This window comes from Streptomyces sp. Je 1-4 4N24 (genome assembly GCF_026239515.1).
Classification (GTDB): Bacteria; Actinomycetota; Actinomycetes; order Streptomycetales; family Streptomycetaceae; genus Streptomyces; species Streptomyces nigrescens.
In genome coordinates this window covers 301,444-320,795 of record NZ_CP110836.1, presented here as the reverse complement: position 1 = coordinate 320,795, position 19,352 = coordinate 301,444, and the positions used below count along the sequence as shown (strand labels likewise).

16 protein-coding genes and 3 pseudogenes are annotated in these 19,352 nt (G+C 68.6%); 14 read left to right on the top strand and 5 right to left on the bottom strand.

Going from position 1 to position 19,352, the window contains the following annotated elements:
• Positions 1–90: 90 nt before the first annotated feature.
• Positions 91–2,607 carry a penicillin acylase family protein gene (locus SLV14N_RS01485; protein WP_263267633.1) on the top strand — a complete coding sequence of 839 codons (2,517 nt, stop codon included), beginning with the start codon at positions 91–93 and terminating at the stop codon, positions 2,605–2,607.
• 208 nt (positions 2,608–2,815) lie between these two features.
• On the opposite strand, the gene SLV14N_RS38915 is transcribed toward SLV14N_RS01485, so the two are convergent.
• Entirely contained in the window at positions 2,816–3,361 is a 546-nt protein-coding gene (locus SLV14N_RS38915) for a CGNR zinc finger domain-containing protein (protein WP_369292826.1), read from the bottom strand.
• Between the two features lie 119 nt (positions 3,362–3,480).
• Between SLV14N_RS38915 and SLV14N_RS38910 the strand changes: the two genes are divergently transcribed.
• Positions 3,481–3,588, top strand: coding sequence for an alpha/beta fold hydrolase (locus SLV14N_RS38910; RefSeq protein WP_369292817.1), 108 nt, complete (start codon positions 3,481–3,483; stop codon positions 3,586–3,588).
• Positions 3,589–3,850: 262 nt separating this feature from the next.
• Complete coding sequence (locus tag SLV14N_RS01480; protein WP_208679365.1) at positions 3,851–5,209, top strand: NAD(P)/FAD-dependent oxidoreductase; 1,359 nt, start codon at positions 3,851–3,853, stop codon at positions 5,207–5,209.
• A gap of 164 nt (positions 5,210–5,373) precedes the next feature.
• Here SLV14N_RS01480 and cpt read toward each other — a convergent pair whose 3' ends face one another.
• Positions 5,374–5,907, bottom strand: a complete 534-nt coding sequence (gene cpt, locus SLV14N_RS01475; protein WP_263267632.1) for a chloramphenicol phosphotransferase CPT — start codon at positions 5,905–5,907, stop codon at positions 5,374–5,376.
• 138 nt (positions 5,908–6,045) lie between these two features.
• Between cpt and SLV14N_RS01470 the strand changes: the two are divergent.
• Positions 6,046–6,174 (top strand): annotated as a pseudogene (locus tag SLV14N_RS01470) (kinase); the annotation flags it as partial.
• Positions 6,175–6,178: 4 nt separating this feature from the next.
• On the opposite strand, the pseudogene SLV14N_RS01465 reads toward SLV14N_RS01470, so the two are convergent.
• Positions 6,179–6,445 (bottom strand): annotated as a pseudogene (locus SLV14N_RS01465) (endonuclease/exonuclease/phosphatase family protein); the annotation flags it as partial.
• Between the two features lie 134 nt (positions 6,446–6,579).
• On the opposite strand from SLV14N_RS01465, the gene SLV14N_RS01460 reads away from it, so the two are divergent.
• Complete coding sequence (locus tag SLV14N_RS01460; RefSeq protein ID WP_263267631.1) at positions 6,580–7,386, top strand: hypothetical protein; 807 nt, start codon at positions 6,580–6,582, stop codon at positions 7,384–7,386.
• A 699-nt stretch (positions 7,387–8,085) separates the two neighbouring features.
• On the opposite strand, the gene katG is transcribed toward SLV14N_RS01460, so the two are convergent.
• A complete protein-coding gene (katG, locus tag SLV14N_RS01455; RefSeq protein WP_263267630.1) occupies positions 8,086–10,317 on the bottom strand; it encodes a catalase/peroxidase HPI in 2,232 nt (743 codons plus the stop codon).
• 174 nt (positions 10,318–10,491) lie between these two features.
• Positions 10,492–10,665 (bottom strand): annotated as a pseudogene (locus SLV14N_RS01450) (catalase); the annotation flags it as partial.
• 136 nt (positions 10,666–10,801) lie between these two features.
• On the opposite strand from SLV14N_RS01450, the gene SLV14N_RS01445 reads away from it, so the two are divergent.
• The 9 genes from SLV14N_RS01445 to SLV14N_RS01405 all read left to right on the top strand — a co-directional run bounded on the left by SLV14N_RS01445 (position 10,802) and on the right by SLV14N_RS01405 (position 19,320).
• Positions 10,802–11,218 (top strand): Fur family transcriptional regulator, encoded by a 417-nt coding sequence (locus tag SLV14N_RS01445; protein WP_263267629.1) that lies wholly within the window; start codon positions 10,802–10,804, stop codon positions 11,216–11,218.
• 495 nt (positions 11,219–11,713) lie between these two features.
• The gene (locus SLV14N_RS01440; RefSeq protein WP_263267628.1) at positions 11,714–14,167 is read left to right on the top strand and encodes an Orn/Lys/Arg decarboxylase N-terminal domain-containing protein; all 2,454 of its coding nucleotides are present in this window, start codon (positions 11,714–11,716) and stop codon (positions 14,165–14,167) included.
• A 953-nt stretch (positions 14,168–15,120) separates the two neighbouring features.
• Complete coding sequence (locus tag SLV14N_RS01435; protein WP_263267627.1) at positions 15,121–15,579, top strand: PaaI family thioesterase; 459 nt, start codon at positions 15,121–15,123, stop codon at positions 15,577–15,579.
• 280 nt (positions 15,580–15,859) lie between these two features.
• A complete protein-coding gene (locus SLV14N_RS01430; protein WP_263267626.1) occupies positions 15,860–16,114 on the top strand; it encodes a hypothetical protein in 255 nt (84 codons plus the stop codon).
• Between the two features lie 6 nt (positions 16,115–16,120).
• Entirely contained in the window at positions 16,121–16,297 is a 177-nt protein-coding gene (locus SLV14N_RS01425) for a hypothetical protein (RefSeq protein WP_263267625.1), read from the top strand.
• Between the two features lie 197 nt (positions 16,298–16,494).
• Entirely contained in the window at positions 16,495–17,445 is a 951-nt protein-coding gene (locus SLV14N_RS01420) for a phosphotransferase (RefSeq protein WP_317633731.1), read from the top strand.
• 364 nt (positions 17,446–17,809) lie between these two features.
• Entirely contained in the window at positions 17,810–17,968 is a 159-nt protein-coding gene (locus SLV14N_RS01415) for a hypothetical protein (protein ID WP_263267623.1), read from the top strand.
• Complete coding sequence (locus tag SLV14N_RS01410) at positions 17,961–18,866, top strand: RNA polymerase sigma-70 factor (RefSeq protein WP_208679353.1); 906 nt, start codon at positions 17,961–17,963, stop codon at positions 18,864–18,866. Before SLV14N_RS01415 ends, SLV14N_RS01410 begins: the two co-directional genes overlap by 8 nt.
• Entirely contained in the window at positions 18,847–19,320 is a 474-nt protein-coding gene (locus SLV14N_RS01405; RefSeq protein WP_208679352.1) for an SRPBCC family protein, read from the top strand. Before SLV14N_RS01410 ends, SLV14N_RS01405 begins: the two co-directional genes overlap by 20 nt.
• Positions 19,321–19,352: the final 32 nt, after the last annotated feature.

Genomic DNA, 19,352 nt, shown 5'->3' with positions numbered 1-19,352 from the left:
CCGGAGATTAGGGGGAGGTTACGGGTGTGGTGGCGCTCGCGGGCCGGATAGCTTCCGGTACGAGGGGATCGACCTCAACTCCCCGGGGAAATGGTCGTGATGCCCTCTGCGCGATGCCTCTGCGGGCATCTGCGTGATGCCTCTGCGGGCACTGACCTTTTGCCGAACTCGTTTGTGAGGAATGCCATGTCACCTCCTCCTTCCCGCCGGGCCCTGCTGGGCACCGGTCTTGCCGGCGCTGCCGTCGCACTGACCGGAACCCTGCCGGCAGGTACGGCATCTGCCCAGCCATTGCGTACGCGGTGGAAGGAGGATGAGGGGCAAAGGTATTCCGTGCCCGGACTGAAGAAGCCGGTCCGTGTGACGGTCGATATCTGGGGCGTGCCGCACATATTCGCCGACAATGCCGGTGACCTTTTCCAGGCACAGGGATTCAACGTTGCCCGGGAGCGGCTTTTCCAGATCGACACCTGGCGGCGGCGGGGTCTGGGCCGTTTCAGCGAGGTGCTGGGCGCGTCGTACGTCGAACAGGACCGGGCCGCACGGTTGTTCCTCTACCGCGGTGACATGGCGGCCGAGTGGGCGAGTTACGGTCCCGAGGCACGCGAGGCGGCAACCCGTTTCGTCGCCGGGATCAACGGCTACATCGACTGGCTCGGTGACCACCCCGACGCTCTGCCGGCCGAATTCCAGAAGCTGGGTTACCGGCCCGCGCGCTGGAGTCCGGAGGACGTGGTGCGGATCCGCACCCACGGAATCGGGAGCAACGTCGGTTCGCAGGTCGCCCGTGCCCGGCTCATGAGCGTCGGAGGGAACAAGGCGAGTGCGTACTTCCACAAGCTTGAACCCGACCACACGGCTCAGGTGGCGGAGGGGCTCGATCTGAGCCTCATACCCGCCGACGTTCTGGGGGTCTACAACCTGGCCACCTCTCCCATGGTGTTTGCGGACGGCACGCTGCGCAGGATGTCGGACGGGCTGAATGTGCTGCGGGAGAGCGCGACCGGAAGCAATGCGTGGGCGGTCGCGGCGACGCGTACGGCGACCGGTCGGCCGATCCTCGCGGGTGACCCGCACCGGGAGGACTACACGCTGCCCGCCAACCGCTACATAGCCCATCTCAGCGCTCCCGGGCTGAACATCATCGGAGCCGGTGAGCCGTGGAATCCCGGCATCAGCATGGGGCACAACGGCATGGTCGCGTTCGGCCTGACCAATCTCCCCGCGGGCCAGGCGGATCTCTATGTCTACGAGCTCGATCCGGACGACCACAGCAGATACCGCTACCGCGATCGCTGGGAAAAGCTGACCACCGTCACGGAAAAGATCGCGGTGGCCGGCGGTGAACCCCGCCAGGCTCAGCTGTCGTTCACCCGACACGGACCCGTCGTCAAGATCGACGAAAAGAACCACAAGGCGTATGCGGTGCGCACCGTCTGGACGGAACCGGGCACCTCGCCGTATCTCGGCAGCCTCAACTTCCAGCGCGTCAAGGACTCGCGCGAATTCGTCGAGGCGATCAGCAGGTGGAAGACCCCCGGGTCGAATCTGGTCTACGCCGACACCAAGGGTGACATCGGCTGGGCACCCGGAGCGATGATCCCGAAGCGCAGCGGCAGAGGGTATGACGGTCTGCTTCCGGTGCCCGGTGACGGGCGTTTCGAATGGGACGGGTTCTACGACAATGCGCAGCTGCCCACCACGCGTAATCCCCGGTCGGGATTCTTTGTGTCGGCCAACGAATACAACTTCCCTCCCGGCTATCCGTTGCCCACCTACGACTGGCAGCCGGCCTATCGGAAGGACCGTATCCACGAGGTCCTTTCCCAGCAGCGACGTACGTCCATCGCTGACACCCTGGCACTGCAGAACGACGTGAAGTCAGGAGTCGCCGGGCAGTTCCTGCCGTATGTGAAGAAGTTGCGTTCGACCGATCCGACGACGGCCAAGGCGCTGCGACTGCTGTCCAGTTATGACGGCGTCGCCAGTAAGGACTCGGCGGCAGCGGCGCTGTTCGAGACATGGATGATGCGGTTCCTGTACCCCGCCTGGGCACAGCTCCTGCTGCCGAAGCCGGCGGCCGATTACCTGGTGGGTATCAGCATCGAATTCGACCTCCGCGTCATGAACGACTCATTCGTCCGCCCCGACGACTGGTTCGGCGCCGACGGCGCGCGGAAGCGCGACGAACTGCTGCTCAGCACGCTCCCGAAGGCCTACACCGAGGTCGCGTCGAAACTCGGCGCCGACGAGCGCGCGTGGCGGTGGGGCGCCATGCACATCCATGTGTTCATGCACCCGCTCGGCGGCCCGAACGTGGGCCCCACCGAAAGAGGCGGCAGCTTTGACACCGTCTCCGTCGCGTACTTCCATCACCCCGACTATCCGTATGCGGAAGTGGTCGGCGCGACGTTCAAGATGGCACTCGACGTCGGCGCGTGGGACAACTCGCGCGTCATCAACGCCCCGGGGCAGTCGGGCGATCAGCGCAGCAAGCACTACAGCGACCTCCAGGAGAAGTGGAGCGCGGGGGAGTACTTCCCGCTGCTGTACAGCGAGCAGGCGATCGAGCGCAACGGCGGGACGAGGATTCTCCTCCAGCCGTAGCCGTAGCCGTAGCCGTAGCCGTAGCCGTAGCCGGTGTTGGTATCGGTGTCGGTGTTGTTGCCGTAGTCGGTGAGCAGGTGAAGGTGCCCGGACCCGGGGCGAAGGCGGGGTCCGGGCACCTTCCTTGTGACTGCGCCGCCGACGAGAACCGAGCCATCGGCCGCCCCCCGGAGGGCAGCCCCGGAGGCGACGGAGTGGCCCGTGCAGCTCACCCGCCCGTGAGGCCTGGCTCGGTCCCGTCCCGTGCTGCCTTGAGATTGGCCTTTTTCACCTTGTTTCCGCACGTGGCCGTGGAGCACCACCGCCGCCGTCGGCCGCGGCTGGTGTCCACGAAGAGCCCCCCGCAGGTGCGCTGTTCGCAGCGCTTGATCACCCCCTCACCGTGGCCGCCGAGGGTCGCGACGGCGTCCAAGGCGACGACGGCGCGCGGCGCGCGTGGAGTCCGTCTCCGGGAGATGCCACTTGGCCTGCCCACCGGTGAGGATGAGCCGCGCCCGGTGACGCGCGGTCCAGCGGTTGAGCAGTTCCTCATCGACCGGATCCGGTAGCCGCCGGCGGCCATGGCGGTGCCGGCCCGGTGGATGGCCTCACGCAGTGCGCGCGCATCCCGCAAGAGGGACTCGGAGGCCGGCATGTCCGCACTGCCCAGTTCGTTGGCAATCAGCCAGGCTCGCAGCTGCTCGGGGGTGCCGATCCGTTCCACGGGGTCGGCGCGCCGTTCCCTGAGCGTGGCGACAAAGCGGAACGCGAGGATCTCGTTGCCGAGCCGGAAACCCTCCGAGCCGCGCCGCCCGGGGGCCGGGGCGGCTGCCCGTCCTCAGCGTCGCCGGAGCCCATGGACAAGGCCAATGCCTCGCTGACCTCCTCGGACCCGTGACCGAGCAGCTCGACAGCGCCGTCCTGCCCGACTGTGGCCACTACGTTCCCGAAGAGCACCCTGACGCCCTCCTCGAACACCTCCTCCCGTTCCTCCACCACTGACCGCGGCCCCAGCCGGCCCACTCACGACAGCGCCTCGCGGTCGCCTTACGCACCACTGGCCCCACCCCCCACCTGGCGACCTGGGGCACCGCTGCGCACGCCGGATCGCCAGGCGCCGCTCCCGGCCGACCGGCCGCCCCGAACACCAAGGCCGGGCCCCGATCACGCACGTCACCCGACTGGCCGCCCGTGCCCGCCCGGCCGAGTCACCCACCGGGCGCCGCGAGCCCCGGCGGGCGAGGCTGCACTGTGGAGGTGGGTCATGGAACAGGTGACGGCGAACGTATGCGTCGTGGGTGCCGGATTCGCGGGACTGGCGGCCGCGCGGCAGCTGGCTGAGGCCGGGCGTGAGGTCGTGGTGCTCGAGGCCAGGGACCGGGTGGGCGGGCGCGTCTGGAACCGGGAGCTGCCCGATGGCACCGTGGTATCCGCGGGCGGCACCTGGCTGGGAAAGGGCCAGGACCGGATGTTCCAGCTCTGCCGCGAGCTGGGGCTCGAGGTCTACCCGCAGTACGACAAGGGCGATCACCTCGTACGCCTCGACGGCCGCAACCACCGCCACCGCGGCATCCCCAAGGCCGGCCCTGCGGCACTCGCCACACTCGGTCTGGCCTTCCTGCGGCTGAACCTGATGGCACGGCGGCTTCCGGCGGATGCCCCCTGGGAGGCACGGCGCGCACGGACCTGGGATGCCCGCACGCTCGGGCAGTGGCTTTCCCATCCGCTCAACGTGCCCTCGGCCGCCGCCCACACCCTCCTCAGATCGACGATGAATCTGCTGTTCTGCGCCGACCCGGCGGAAGTCTCCCTGCTGGGCGCGCTCGTTCTGGCACGCGGTGGCGGGGGCGCCGGCTTCGGCTATTACACCGACAACCGGAAGACGGAATCCCACCTCGTGGACGGCGGAGCCCCCGAACTGGCCCGGCGGATGGCCGCGCGCCTGGGCACGGCGGTGCACCTGTCCAGCCCGGTCCGGCGGATCGTCCAGAACACGACCGACGTCGAGGTCGTCGCCGACGCGCTCACCGTACGGGCCCGCCGGGTCATCGTGGCCACTCCGCCCGTCCTCGCCGGCCGGATCTCCTTCGATCCGCCGCTGCCCGCAGCCCACAGCCACCTGCGGCAACGCGTGGTGCCCGGGGCGATTATCCGGGTGCACACCCAGTACCCCGAGCCGTTCTGGCGGGGCCAGCAGCTGTCCGGCCAGACGCTCGCGCCCCAGTCACCCGTCCCGATCACCATCGACCAGACGCCGCGTTCGGGAGAGCCGGGCGTGCTGAGCAGCTATGCGTTCGGAGCTGGTGCCGTACGGCTGGGCCGCCTGGAACCCAAGGAGCGAAAGGAGGTCTGGCTGGACGCGCTCGCCGAGCGTTTCGGCCCGGAGGCGCGTCGTCCCACCGCATACCTGGAGACCGACTGGTCCGAGCAACCGTGGTCGCTGGGCGGAATGGTCGCCCATTTCCCGCCGGGCGCGCTGACCAATTACGGCAGCGCGCTGCGCGAGCCCGTGGGCCGGATCCACTGGGCGAGCACGGAGTCGGCGACCCTCATGCACGGGCTGATGGAGGGCGCGGTGCGCTCCGGCGAACGAGCCGCCCGCGAAGTCCTGACCGCGAACTGACGCCTCCGACCACCCATGGCGCCCCTTGCACGCACTGTCCCCACCGGGCCCCCACCGAAAAATCCACCACCCACATCGACAGCTGGCGGGCACCCGTCACAACTCCTGGGCGCGTCCCATGCCCCTGGCCCGCCGCTACCGGCCGTCGGCGACCTGGACGTCCATCACCGGATCTGAGCGGCGATGGCCCGCGCACACTCAAGAGACTCGCTGTGCGTGGTGTCCACCTCCAGGTCATAGAGCACGCCCTGGTGGACCCCCTCCGCCTGCGATATGGCCATTCCCTTGACCCGATTCCCGCGGGTGATCTCGCGGCCCGCGGCCACCGTGCTCTCGCATCTGACGCCGACCCACAGCACGTCCAGTCCGCCAAGAGCCTTCTGCCACCGCTGCTGGGACGCCGCTCCACCAAGGAAGACCTCATCGACGATGATCCGGGCGCCTGCATTGGCCATCGCGGTGACCCCCGCCATCCATGCTGCTTCCAGCGTCCGGAACTCCGGCCCGACGCTCACCCCGCCATCTGCAGCAAACTCGATCCCCGCATCCGATGTCTGCATGGATACGGGCATTGCCTCGATCAGAGTGTCGACCCCGACGGCAAGCCATGGATCCGGCAGAACCGCCTGTAGACACCGGGCAATCCCGGACTTGCCCGAGCTGGACCCGCCATTCAGCACAATCACCTGAGTCGTCATCGCGTCACAGTAGAGGCACTCCCCACGACGCCCGAAACGTATTTCAGCAGGCTCCCACCGGCGGCCATCAGCCGCGTCCCCCGGAGCGCGCATTCCAGGAACTCAGCGGAACCCCGTACGGTGTCACCGGCCGCCGGCCTGGACGCTGGATATCACGTGGTGGTGGAAGGCATCCTGTACGCCACCCGCTACGGCGACATGCTCGCCCAGCTGCGTGCCGACCACCGTGGTCGGACCCACGGCTACCACCTGGATGTGCCGTTCGCCTGTCGTGCTCAGCTATGGGCCAGCGGCTCAGGACGGCGTTGCCGATGTCCACCGTTGAGTCCCCGATCCGTCTTTGCCACCGCTCCGGCGCGCGGGAAGCTGCCCAGGTCCAGTGCATGTCGAGGTGGGACGCCAGCCATTCCGCAAGGTTCTCCCCGTCGCGGGCCCACACCTCCTGAAGGCCGATGACATCGGGTTGGAGATCTCTCAACACCGTGAGGATGGCCTTCCGCCGTTCCTCGAATGCGGGATCAACCGCCTCAAAAGACACCGCGCGGTCGCGACGAGATACGACAAACTCGCCGTCCGCTACGAGGCCACACTGACTATCGCCGCCCTCAACGAGTGACTGTGACCAGAACAGTCGACGCGCCTCCTCCGGTTAAGCAGTCGTACCATGCGACCATGACGCTCGAAATGTCCCTTGAGTGGATCAGTCAGCCGGACGCGAAAGAGCGTCTCTACGAGGAGCTGTACGCAAGGGCTGGCCAACCCTTGCCTTCTCTGGACGATGACGAGATCCGCCCGCGCACCATCGGGAACGTCGCGGCTCGGCGCGAGGGGACTCTGCTGGGCTGGGCATGGCTCTACGAGGACCCAGACGGCGAGCACGCCGCGCGCGTGCAGGCCCTGTATGTACCGCGCGAAGCCCACCGCCTCGAAACCGGCCGCTACAGCCTTCTCCCGCCGCCCGCCGAGGAGTTCGAGATGGTCACGGGCCTGTACCGCCGGGCCGCGCAAGAGGCCCGAGCCGCCAGCTACCGCACCCTGCGGTGGAGTGGCCCGGATACCGGTCCCGACGGCCAGGCCGCGACCGCCCTGAACGCATACGGACACGGCGAATACGCCCGTACCTGGAGCACCAACCCGGCCACGTGGCAGCCCCCTGTCGGCCTGCCCGACGCCCCCGCCCGGCGGCTGCCCGCACCGGACCTCACGCTGGCTACGGCGGACGCGGAAATCTCGGCCGCCATCGAGGGACACATGGCCCGCATCAACGCCGGGGAAGCAATCCGTTACCAGCGCACCGAGCCGCGCACCCTCGCCCCGCTCATCGCGCAACTCGTCACACACCTGCGGCACGACCACCCCACGGTCACCGAACTGAACATCTGGGAATTCGACGACACCGTACGCCAGGCCCTGCCACTGGCAGGGCTGAGCATCACCGAACGTCACATGGCGTATGAGCTTCCCCTCACACCTTCATGACCTCGTCGCGCCCAGGGGCTCGGCCAGCAAAATTGGCCGAAGTGGACTTCGATCTGGTCCCTATAGTCGCACCCATGGATGAGGCCAAACAGCACAGAGTCTCAAGGCCGTCGTACCCTGCGTGTCGCCATGCTTGTGGGCTGCACCCTGGTGTTTTTAGGGCTGGTATGGGCCCTGGCGTGGAAGGTTGGGTGGTGGACGCCCGGCCTCGGATTCCTGTCGGTGAAGGTGGCCGTCGTGGTGTCAACGGGGCTCGTGGCTTCGGTCGCCTGGTTCGCCAGGCGGCGGTGAAGCGCGCCGCAGCACCTGCCGGTTGACGGGGCCGTCCGGGCCTTCCCCCCCGGACGGCAGCGGTTCCTGGCCAAGCGGCACAAGGGCTCTGGGTACGCGCTGCCGAGGGTCGGCTGCAGGGCGTGCCGCCCCTTCACTGGTGCTTCCGCTGGTTGCCCGGTCGATGGTCGGAGCCGACGGATGGTGGGCGGGTGAGTGCATTGCTCGTGACCCCACCCGGGCGGGCAGTGGTGCGGACCGTACGGGCGCCGGCTGTCTGCAGTACGTCACCGGCGTGCTTCTTGCCCGGCCATGGAACATGGTCTTTTCGGCAGCGTGCGCGTGCGTGTTGGGCGGATACTGCCGCGACCCTTCGGCTGGGGGTGTCCAGGCCGGCCGGCGCGGGGCCGACCGGCCTGGACGTCATGGTCAGCTGAGGTCGAACCGGTCCAGGTTCATCACCTTGTCCCATGCCGCGACGAAGTCGTTGACGAACTTCTCCTTCGCGTCATCGCTGGCGTAGACCTCTGCGAGTGCGCGCAGTTCGGAGTTCGAGCCGAAGACGAGGTCGGCGCGGGTGCCGGTCCATTTGACCGCGCCGGTGGCGGCGTCGCGGCCCTCGAAGGTGCTCTGGTCCTGGGAGGTCGCCTTCCATGTGGTGTTCAGGTCGAGGAGGTTGACGAAGAAGTCGTTGGTCAGGGTGCCGGGCGTGGTGGTGAACACGCCGAGCGAGGACCGCTGGTGGTTGGCACCCAGGGCGCGGAGGCCGCCGAGGAGGACGGTCATCTCGGGGGCGCTGAGGGTGAGCAGGTTGGCCTTGTCGAGCAGGAGGTGCTCGGCCGGCAGGCGGTTGCCCTTGCCGTGGTAGTTGCGGAACGGGTCGGCGGTCGGTTCGAGGGCGGCGAACGACTCCACGTCGGTCTGTTCCTGGGAGGCGTCCGTGCGGCCGGGAGCGAAGGGCACCTGGATGTCGAAGCCTGCGTCCTTGGCGGCCTGCTCGATGGCTGCACCGCCGGCGAGGACGATCAGGTCGGCGAGTGAGATCTGCTTGCCGCCGGTGTGGGAGGCATTGAAGGACTGCTGGATGCCTTCCAGGGTGCGCAGGACCGATGCCAACTGGTCGGGGTCGTTGGCCTCCCATCCGCTCTGCGGCTGGAGGCGGATACGTGCGCCGTTGGCACCGCCGCGCTTGTCGCTGCCGCGGAAGGTCGAGGCCGATGCCCAGGCGGTGGCCACCAGCTGGGAGACCGCCAGGTCCTGGCTGAGGATCTGGCTCTTGAGGGTGGCGATGTCCTGGGCGTCAACGAGTTCGTGCGTCACTGCGGGCAGAGGGTCCTGCCACAGCAGCGTCTGGGCCGGGACCTCCGGCCCCAGGTACAGCGACTTCGGTCCCATGTCGCGGTGGGTCAGTTTGTACCAGGCGCGGGCGAAAGCGTCCGCGAGTTCGCCGGGGTTTTCCAGAAAGCGACGCGAGATCTGCTCGTAGGCGGGGTCGAAGCGCAGCGCGAGGTCGGTCGTCAGCATCGTGGGGGCGTGGCTCTTGGACGCGTCGTGGGCGTCGGGGACGGTGCCGGCCCCGGCGCCGCCCTTCGGACGCCACTGGTGCGCACCGGCAGGGCTCTTGAACAGCTCCCACTCGTAGCCGAAGAGGATCTCGAAGAAGCTGTTGTCCCAGGCCGTCGGGGTGTTTGTCCACGTACCCTCGAGACCGCTGGTGATCGTGTCGCCGCCCTTGCCAGTGCCGTAGGTGTTCCTCCAGCCCAGGCCCTGCTCCTCGAAGGTGGCCGCCTCGGGGTCGGGGCCGACATTGTCCGCCGGGCCTGCGCCGTGGGTCTTGCCGAAGGTGTGGCCGCCGGCGACCAGGGCGACGGTCTCCTCGTCGTTCATCGCCATCCTGCGGAACGTCTCACGGATGTCGCGGGCCGCGGCGAGCGGGTCCGGGGTGCCGTTCGGGCCCTCCGGGTTGACGTAGATCAGGCCCATCTGGACCGCGCCGAGGGGGTTTTCCAGCTCTCGGTCGCCGGTGTAACGCTCGTCGTCGAGCCAGGTGGTCTCCGGACCCCAGTAGACGTCCTCCTCCGGCTCCCAGACGTCCGCACGGCCGCCGCCGAAACCGAAGGTCGTGAAGCCCATCGTCTCCAGCGCAACATTGCCGGACAGGATCATCAGGTCGGCCCAGGACAGGCTCTGGCCGTACTTCTTCTTGACCGGCCACAGCAGACGGCGGGCCTTGTCGAGGTTGGCGTTGTCCGGCCAGCTGTTGAGCGGGGCGAAGCGCTGCTGGCCGGCACCGGCACCGCCGCGGCCGTCGCTGATCCGGTACGTGCCCGCGCTGTGCCAGGCCATCCGGATGATGAACGGGCCGTAGTGCCCGAAGTCGGCCGGCCACCAGTCCTGCGAGGTGGTCAGTACCTCGGCGATGTCCCGTTTCACGGCCGGAAGGTCCAGGCTCTTGAACGCCTCGGCGTAGTCGAACTCCTCGCCCAGCGGGTTCGCCACAGCAGGGTTCTTGGCAAGGATCTTGAGATTGAGCCGCTCCGGCCACCACTGGCGGTTTCCACCACCCTGGGTCGGGTGGAGGGCGCGACCGTGCGCGACCGGGCAGCCACCTGTCTCCTCGGGCTTCGGATCCGTGACGATTGCATCGTGGTTCTCAGACATGGAAATCCTTCCGAACGGGGCGGATCACGGGTCTCAGGAACTGGGGATGGTCAACAATCGGGGCACAGGCCCCGCTGGGTGCCTGAAGCTTGCCGAACGGGCCGTGGTGGTCGGCCGTGATCAGGCAGAGCTCCACGCCGGCGGCCGCGCAGCCGACGTCAGCGACGAGACTGCACGAGCGGCACACACGCGGTGAGGGCGCTCGCGGCCGGGGCGGGCGGGCATCTCCAGCCGGACCCGGCCCTGGATCGGTGCCGGGCCGCCGACGCCCGCCTGCTCGCTGCTGTGGCTGTCCGCGACCGGGGCACCGGATTCGGTGGTGAGCGGACCCGTCTCCTGAACCGTCACGGGCTTGTCCCTGCTGTTGTCCTGTCTCTTGGCTGTCGCCGGAACTGATCCTACGATCGACTAAGTCCAAGTCAATACAACAACCAGGTCCGTACGAATTCATTTGTCAGACCATGCACAGTTAGGCTGGTGGGGCATGAGTGACCTGCTGGACCGGCTTCGCGGACGCGGCTGGCGGATGACCGCCCAGCGCCGGGTGGTCGCCGAGGTACTCGACGGCGAGCACATCCACCTCACCGCGGACGAGGTACTCGCACGCGCCACCGCACGGCTGCCGGAGATCTCCCGCGCGACCGTCTACAACACCCTCGGCGAACTGGTCTCGCTCGGCGAGGTCATCGAGGTGGCCACCGACGGCCGCGCCAAACGCTACGACCCCAACGCCCACCGCCCCCACCAGCACCTGGTGTGCTCGGCCTGCGGCGCCATCCGCGACGTCCACCCCGGCGGCGACCTCTTGGCCGACCTGCCCGCCTCCGAACGGTTCGGCTTCACCGTCTCCGGGGCCGAGGTGACCTACCGGGGCCTGTGCCCCGACTGCGCCCGCGCCTGAACCGGCCCACGAAACTCCGCTCCGTGCCGTGCCGTGCCGTGCCGCGCCGTGCCGTGCCGCGCCGTGCCGTGCCGTGCCGTGCCGTGCCGTGCCGTGCCGTGCCGCCGAGCATGGTGGCCCGCCCCGCCCCGCCCCGCCCAACCGCGACGCGGGCGCGTCCGGGAGCAGCGGGCGGCCATGCCCCATGCGCCGGCCGCTCGTTTCCCGTCCGGCCCCAGGCAGCACTTTCTCCGCGTCGTCGGCCGAAGCCGGCGGCAGACGGCCGCCGCAGCGTGCACGCCTCCAAGTTGGCGGCCGGCGCACGTCAGCCGTCATAGGGCAGCGGGCGGGGTACCTGGCGCGAGCTGCTTCCTCCCGCTGGGGAAGCGGTGTTTCCCTCATCGGAGTGGTTTCGACCTGATTGTCGGCCCGCTGCCGGTGATCTTCCGGTTGCCTCTCGGACATCGCGCATGGCGCGGACCAGCAGACCATGCGCCAACACCGCAGAGGGGCACTATGACCGACGGAACCATTCTGTTCGCGGTACGCGAGTTCCCACAGAGCGGAGGTGCCGGCGCCGAGCAACTGCGCAGAATTGGCATGGAGTTGGAGAGCCGAGGCTTCGAGGTGCGCTGGGCAGCCACAGCCGACGACGCCCAGGCGGTGCTGCGTACCGAGGCAGGCCTGGCCGCCGCCGTGGTCGACTGGGATCTTCCGCAGGGCGGCAGAACCGGCGGCGAACCGAACGGCGGCGAACCGGGCGGCGGCGAACCGAACGGCGGCGAACCGGGCGGCGGTGAACCGAACGGCGGCGAACCGGGCGGCGCCGATGTGCTGCGCCACACCAACAAACGCTTCCAAAATCTCCCCGTCTTCCTGGTCACGGTCGACGAAGACCTGGAGCACCTGCCACTGTGGGTGGCCGAGACGGTGATCGGCTACATCTGGCCGCTGGAGGACACCGCTCCCTTCATCGCCGGACGGATCGCCAGTGCCGCCAGCGGCTACCAGCAGGACCTGCTGCCGCCGTTCTTCAAGGCGCTGCGCCGCTTCGACCACGCGCACGAGTACTCCTGGCACACCCCTGCCCACTCCGGCGGTGTCGCCTTCCTCAAGTCCCCGGTCGGCCGGGCATTCCACGACTACTTCGGGGAACGGCTGCTGCGCAGCGATCTGTCGATCTCCGTCGAGGAACTCGGTTCCCTATTCGAGCACACCGGCCCGGTCGGTGCGGCAGAGCGCAACGCCGCCCGCGTCTTCGGCGCCGACCGCACCTACTTCGTACTCCACGGCGACTCCACCTGCGACCGGATGGTCGGACACTTCAGCGTCACCCAGGACGAGATCGCGCTGGTGGACCGCAACTGCCACAAGTCGGTACTGCACGGCCTGGTCCTCTCCGGAGCCCGGCCGGTCTACCTGGTCCCCACCCGCAACGGCTACGGGCTGGCAGGCCCCCTGCCGGCCCTCGAGATCCAGGCGCAGTCGATCGCCTCCCGGATCAGCCGCAACCCACTGGCCCAGAGCGCGGTCTCCCCGCAGGCCCAGTACGCGGTGCTGACCAACTCCACCTATGACGGCCTGTGTTACGACGCCCTCCAGGTCGCCCAGGCCCTCGCGCCCAGCACGCCCCGGCTCCACTTCGACGAAGCCTGGTTCGCCTACGCCCGCTTCCACCCCCTCTACGCCGGCCGCTACGGCATGGCGGTGGGCCCCGACACCTTCCCCGGCCCCGAACGCCCCACTGTCTTCTCCACCCAGTCCACCCACAAACTGCTGGCCGCGCTGTCACAGAGCGCCATGGTGCACGTCAAACCCTCGCCCCGGGCGCCGGTGGAGCACGAGCGGTTCAACGAGGCGTTCATGATGCACGGCACCACCTCACCGCTGTATCCGATGATCGCCTCCCTCGACGTGGCCACCGCGATGATGGACGGGCCCCAGGGCCGCTGGCTCATCGACGAAGCGGTGACCGAGGCCATCCGCTTCCGCCAGACAGTCGTACGTGTCGGCCGGCGCATCGCAGCCGCCGGCGACCGGCCTGGCTGGTTCTTCGGCGTCTGGCAGCCCTCGACCGTGACCGACCCGGCCACCGGCGAGCGCCTGCCCTTCGCCGACGCACCGGCCGAACTGCTGCGCACCGAACCGTCCTGCTGGCAGTTGGAGCCCGACGCCGACTGGCACGGCTTCCCCGGCATGACCGACGGCTACTGCCTGCTCGACCCCATCAAGGTCACCCTCACCTGCCCCGGCATCGACGCCACGGGGCGGATGTCCGACTGGGGCGTCCCCGCCCGCATCCTCACCGCCTACCTGGCCACCAGGAACATCGTGGTGGAGAAGACCGACAGTTACACCACACTCATCCTGTTCTCCATGGGCATCACCAAGGGCAAGTGGGGAACGCTGATGGACGCATTGATGGACTTCAAGTCGCTCTACGACCAAAACGCTGCGCTGGAGCGCCTGTTGCCCGAGCTGGTCGCCGCCCACCCCCACCGCTACACCGGTCAGACCCTGCGCGAACTGTGCCAGGAGATGCACGATCACTTGCGCGATGCCCGTCTGGTCGAGCTGCTCGACACCGCCTTCCAAGACCTGCCCGAGCCCACCACCCCTCCCCAGCGCTGCTACCAGCGCCTCATCCGCGGCGGCACCGAGCGCGTACGACTGGCCGACGCGGCCGACCGGGTGGCAGCCGCCATGGTCACCGTCACCCCGCCCGGCATCCCCGTCCTGATGCCCGGCGAAAACACCGGCACCTCCGACGGCCCACTGCTGCGCTACCTGACCGCTCTGGAATCCTTCGACCGGCACTTCCCCGGCTTCCGCAGTGAGACCCACGGCGTCACCCTCGACCCGGCCACCGGCGACTACCTCATCGAATGCGTACGCCGAATCCCCGCCCAGCAAGCCAACCCCACATCCGAAGAGCATCACGAGACGCCGACACGGACACAGAGGCCGTGACTCCCACGCCGACGCCGACGCCGACGCTGACGCTGACGTCGAACTCGGACAGGACCCCACCGCCCCCAGGCTGACCCCGGCCGTCAGATCCGCCCCGCCCACCTGTTCGGACGGGAGCCTGACCAGAAAACGGTCCGGCTCCCGTCCGGTCTCCATAGCCGACACATCACTACTCGTCGAGCACCACACCCAAGAGATCGAGGCCCGGACCGGCGAACCGACGAAAGCCGTCGGTTCACCGCGCCGGGAAGCTGCCCCTGACAAGGCAACTGCAGGCGCGCCTGACCAACATTCGCTGCCACCCGGAACCAGGCCGCGCTCGTGCCGCCATCCCTCAACAACCCGCCTTCGGGGAGGCGGAGTTCGGCGCCCGCGTGCATTCCCGGCACCTCTCCCCACGCCGTGAAGCCGCCGTCGGCGAAGCCGAACGCCGCTTCCTCCCATGACAAGCACGGCACTCGCGCGTGCCGGACCCAATAGGCCGGCCCAAGGCGGTCGACGAGTCTCGTGCCAGCTACGAGCCCGAGACATGTGAGGCACAGCAAACACTCACATATCGTGGCCTTTCATCCTCGGCACCATGGTCGCCGTCCCGCCAGGTGACGAAATGCCGGGCCAGTTCCTGTGCCGCCTCGCGGTCGTCCGGGCCATAGTCGGTGACGAGCTCGATGCCGTAGTCCCTTGCCCGTCAGCCGCACGGTTGTGAGCTTCGTGGCGTGCCGCCCGGACTCCCTCCGCTCGTGCGCGTTGGACCAGGAGCGGAAGCTCCGCAGCAGACCGGTGTTCTCCTCGCGGTGGGTGACGGTGGCGGTGGGCGGTGCGGTCGGTTTGTTCGCGCGCCTCAGGTGCCATGATGATCGTCATCGGCGGCATGCTGCTGGTGGAACGTCTGGCCGGCTGACGAACCCGCCTCACCCCGTTCACAGACCATGATGTCCGTCGAAGGAGCGCACGTGGAAGACCAGTCGCAGCCGGACCAGGCGACTCCCGAGGTGCAGAAGCGCATCCAGGACAGCTTCGACCGCCAGGGGCTGATGGCCCACCTCGGAGCAACGCTCACCCGCATCGCGCCGGGCCGCGTGCACATCGAGCTTCCCGGCAGGCCCGAAGTCACCCAGCAGCACGGCTACTTTCATGCCGGCGCCACCAGCGCCATCGCGGACAGCGCCGGCGGCTATGCCGCCTACACCACGTTCCCCGAGGACACCGACGTGCTCACCGTCGAGTACAAGATCAACCTTCTCGCGCCTGCTGCCGGTGACCGCATCGAGGCGGTCGGGACGGTCCTGAAGTCCGGCCGGACACTGTCCGTGTGTCAGTTGGAGGTGTTCGGCGTTCAGGACGACGGCGAGCGGAAGCTCGTCGCCAATGGACAGCAGACGCTCATTCGCGTGCAACGGTCCGAGCAGTGAGCGGGCCGCCGACGCTGCCCGTCCTGGGTGACGTGGCGGCAGAGGCCGTTTCCCGACGCCAACCTGCTCCTGCTGCACGGGCGGCAACCGGCACTGGTCGACAGCGGGTTCGTCGGGCACGCGGAGTAAACGGCCGCATGGGATCCTTCCTTCGCACGGCCCGATCCCCTCCGACCCCACAGCCGCCTTCGACACCGCGCTGCGCCGCGCCCAGCGCCTCGTCGACGACCCGGACGCAGCGGTCTGGTACGGCGCCCGGCGCATCTTCGCCTTCGCCCTGATGATCCGCGGAGGCATCGCGTCCGACGAGGTCGAGCCCTACCTCCTTGCCCGCGTCTGGCTGACCGACGCGGCACGGCTCCTGGACCTCACACCCGAGGCGCTCGCCACCGAGCTGGTCGCCACGATGCTCCGCAGCGGTGCCCTCGTCCTGCGCGACGGACGCCTCCACGCCGCCGCCGACCACACCCCGGTGGCGACCGAGTCGCTACGTGTGCCGTACCCGCGCGCCTGGCCGGCAACCGAGCTGCGCTGACACGCGGTGGACGAGCGGGGGAGCGGAGCCGAAGGGGTCACGGTCGGGGGAGACGATCTCGCAGCTCAGATCGAGCCGTGCTACCTCAACGCCCAGGTCGAGCAGTGCTACCTCAACATCGGCGCCGCCATGGACGTGCCCGAGCATCTGCTCGAGGTCGAAGCCACCGCGATCCTCGACTGAACAGATGCTTTCTGTCGCGGCCGGATTCCGGGGCGCCTCGTTCAGGGGCGCCGCGTACGACAGCAGGCCGCTCAGGGCGACCGGTACTTGCTGATGTGTTGGTGGGAGACCACGACTCGTGAGCAGGGCTTCGGGTGAAGGGTGTGGTGTGTGAGCCGTCCCTTCAACTCCCTCTGGGGCCATGCGACGATCGGGATGTGACTGATTTAGTGACACCACAAGACATCGCCCACCGCACTTCCGCCGCAGTCGACGCGGCTGTCGGAGCTGGGCGCGATCTCGGACTCACCGTGACTGATGCCAGGGTGCTCCATGACCTGTTTTCCGTCGTGGTCCACCTTGCGCCGTCACCGGTCGTGGCCCGGATTCCCACCGTCCTGCCGGGCTACGTGAGCCTCGATTCCCGGGCACGCCGCCAGCAGACGGAGCTGGACGTGACGCGGTGGCTCGCAGACCAGGGAACTCCCGTGATCCCTCCCAGCCCTCTCGTGCCGCGGGAACCCGTTCAGCGCGACGGGTTCTCGATGACGTTCTGGCAGTTCATCGAGGAAGACCGAGACAAAGAGCCCGACTACGAGGCGAACTCCGAAATTACCGCTGACCTGCACGCCGCGATGCGTGCATACCCGGGCCGGCTGTCGTTTCTGTCCGCGGCCGAACCGCAGTTCATCGCAGAAAGCCTTACTCTGCTCGAACAGCGCCCCGACCTCATCGGTCCGGCCGATCTGGACCGCGCACGCCGCGAGTGGCAGGTCCTGGAACCTCTCGTGCGCTCACGCACGGCCTTCGAAAAGGCATTCCCGGGGATCGACCTCCAGCCCATCCACGGCGACTCCCCGCCCGCGAACATCTTCCGCGGGGTGCACGGAGACCTCTATGCCGACTTCGAGCTGGTCACGCTGGGCCCCGTCGAGTGGGACCTGGCCGCTCTCGGGCCCGTACTCGAATCCGCATACAACCGTGGCGCGCAGCGCAACGGCATGCGGCCGTTGAACGAGGACGTCCTGCGCTTCGTGAACGCCGTGGGGATGCTGAGGGTCATCGCCTCCCTCACGCTCGTGCCGCAACTGCCCTCGCTGTTGGAGTACTTGCAGCCTGCCGTCGACCAATGGCAGACGATGCCGTTCGCCGGCGGCATGGCCGAATGACACCGGCAAAAGGGGGCCGGCAGCGGAACAACTCTCCAGCCACGCACGCTTCATCGGTGGACGCTCAAGGTCCCCTTGGCACAGGGCAGGTGTAGCTGAGCGCTCGGCCTGCCGGGTGAGCGCCCGAGCCGGCCGTCTGAGCGCTTCGGTCAGCGCGCACGGCGGCGGTCGGTTCGTAGGCTTCAGCGCTTCGATCTCGCCGACCCGCGTGGTGAACGGAATCACATCGGAGGGCTGTCACGGTTTTCTGGTGAGGGGTGTCTCGATGGGCGTCCGAAGAGAGGGGCCGGGTGTGAACCGAGATACCAAACGCGTGGTTGCGGCCGTGATGGGGCGGGCCGCCAGCCCGGGATGCCGAGGGGGTGTGATCCAGACTTCCCGGCTCAGCGGCGGCACTCCGACCGGGCCCCCGGTCGCCGGCGGCACCGCGGCGGTGGCCGATGAGTGGGTCTGCCAGTCCATGGTGTGGCCACGGCACACCGGCCGCTGCACCAGGGAGTGGTGCGGGGCCGGCCGTGGCTGAGGATGTCTTCACCGAGCACCGCTCACTGCTGTTCACCATCGCCTACGAGATGCTGGGCAGCGCCGCCGATGCGGAGGACGTGCTGCAGGAGAGTTATCTGCGGTGGAGCGCGGTCGATCCGGCCACGGTCGAGCATCCGCGCGCCTATCTGGTGCGCGTGGTGACCCGGCAGGCCCTCAACCACCTGCGCACGGTCAGGGCACGGCGCGAGGACTACGTCGGCCCGTGGCTGCCCGAGCCGATCCGCACCGCGCCCGACGTGAGCGACGACACGATCCTGGCCGAGTCGGTGTCGATGGCCATGATGCTCGTCCTGGAGACGCTGAACCCGACCGAGCGTGCGGTGTTCGTGCTGCACGAGGTGTTCGGCTACACCCACGGCGAGATCGCCGCCTGCATCGGCAAGACCGAGGTCACCGTCCGGCAGATCGCCCACCGCGCACGCCGGCACGTCCACGCGCGGCGCCGCCGCTTCGAGCCTGACTCGGAGGCCACCCGGGGGATCGTCGAGCAGTTCCTGCTCGCCGCGACGACGGGACAAGTCAAGCCACTGATAGACCTGTTGGCGCCCGACGTCGTACAGATCTCCGACGGCGGTGGGAAGGTGGTCGCCGCCCGCAGGCCGGTCATCGGCCGCGATGACGTCGCCCGCTTCGTGCTCGGCGTGATCCGCACCGCAACCACCACGACGACCCGCATCGAGCACGCCACATACAACGGCATGCCCGCGGCACGCTTCCTCACCGACGGCGAACTCGACTGGCTGGTGGTTTTCGAGATCGATGGCGGACAGATCACCGGTCTCTACGGCATGCGCAACCCGGACAAGCTACGCCGCTCCGAGACGGTCCATTCACTCGACAGAGGAGAACCCAGCCATGGAAACCATGACCGTTGAACGCGTCATCGACGCCCCGATCGACGAGGTGTTCGCCTGGCTCACCACGACCACCACCTACACGAGCTCGCCCCTGGTGCTGCGCTGCCGCCTGACCCGGCACGGCGAGGCCGCTCCCTACGGCGTCGGTGCCGTGCGCAGTCATCTCTGGCTGATCGGCTGGTTCCGGGAACGCATCACCCACTACGACCCGCCGCACGCCACCGAGTACGTCGTCGAGCGCAGCCTGCCACCGTCCCGGCACGAACTCGGCCGCATGACATTCACCGAGGTCGTGGGCGGCACCCAGGTGCGCTGGACCACCCGCGCCGAGATCCCCGTCCCGGTGCTCGGCGCCGTCCTCACCCGGTTCCTCGCACGGCCGGTCATCACCCGCACCTTCCGTAACATCCTTGAGGCTGCCAACTCGGCGCTGACGCAACACCCCCGGTCGGAGACGGGCCCCGGTCGGTAGCGGACATGACGACCGCGCACTCGCCCATGACC

Bases quoted from the DNA above. Each gene is read 5' to 3' on its own strand.
- SLV14N_RS01485 (WP_263267633.1), top strand. From the start codon at position 91: ATGGTCGTGATGCCCTCTGCGCGATGCCTCTGCGGGCATCTGCGTGAT.
- SLV14N_RS01480 (WP_208679365.1), top strand. From the start codon at position 3,851: ATGGAACAGGTGACGGCGAACGTATGCGTCGTGGGTGCCGGATTCGCG.
- cpt (WP_263267632.1), bottom strand. From the start codon at position 5,907: ATGACGACTCAGGTGATTGTGCTGAATGGCGGGTCCAGCTCGGGCAAG.
- SLV14N_RS01460 (WP_263267631.1), top strand. From the start codon at position 6,580: ATGACGCTCGAAATGTCCCTTGAGTGGATCAGTCAGCCGGACGCGAAA.
- katG (WP_263267630.1), bottom strand. From the start codon at position 10,317: ATGTCTGAGAACCACGATGCAATCGTCACGGATCCGAAGCCCGAGGAG.
- SLV14N_RS01445 (WP_263267629.1), top strand. From the start codon at position 10,802: ATGAGTGACCTGCTGGACCGGCTTCGCGGACGCGGCTGGCGGATGACC.
- SLV14N_RS01440 (WP_263267628.1), top strand. From the start codon at position 11,714: ATGACCGACGGAACCATTCTGTTCGCGGTACGCGAGTTCCCACAGAGC.
- SLV14N_RS01430 (WP_263267626.1), top strand. From the start codon at position 15,860: ATGATCCGCGGAGGCATCGCGTCCGACGAGGTCGAGCCCTACCTCCTT.
- SLV14N_RS01405 (WP_208679352.1), top strand. From the start codon at position 18,847: ATGGAAACCATGACCGTTGAACGCGTCATCGACGCCCCGATCGACGAG.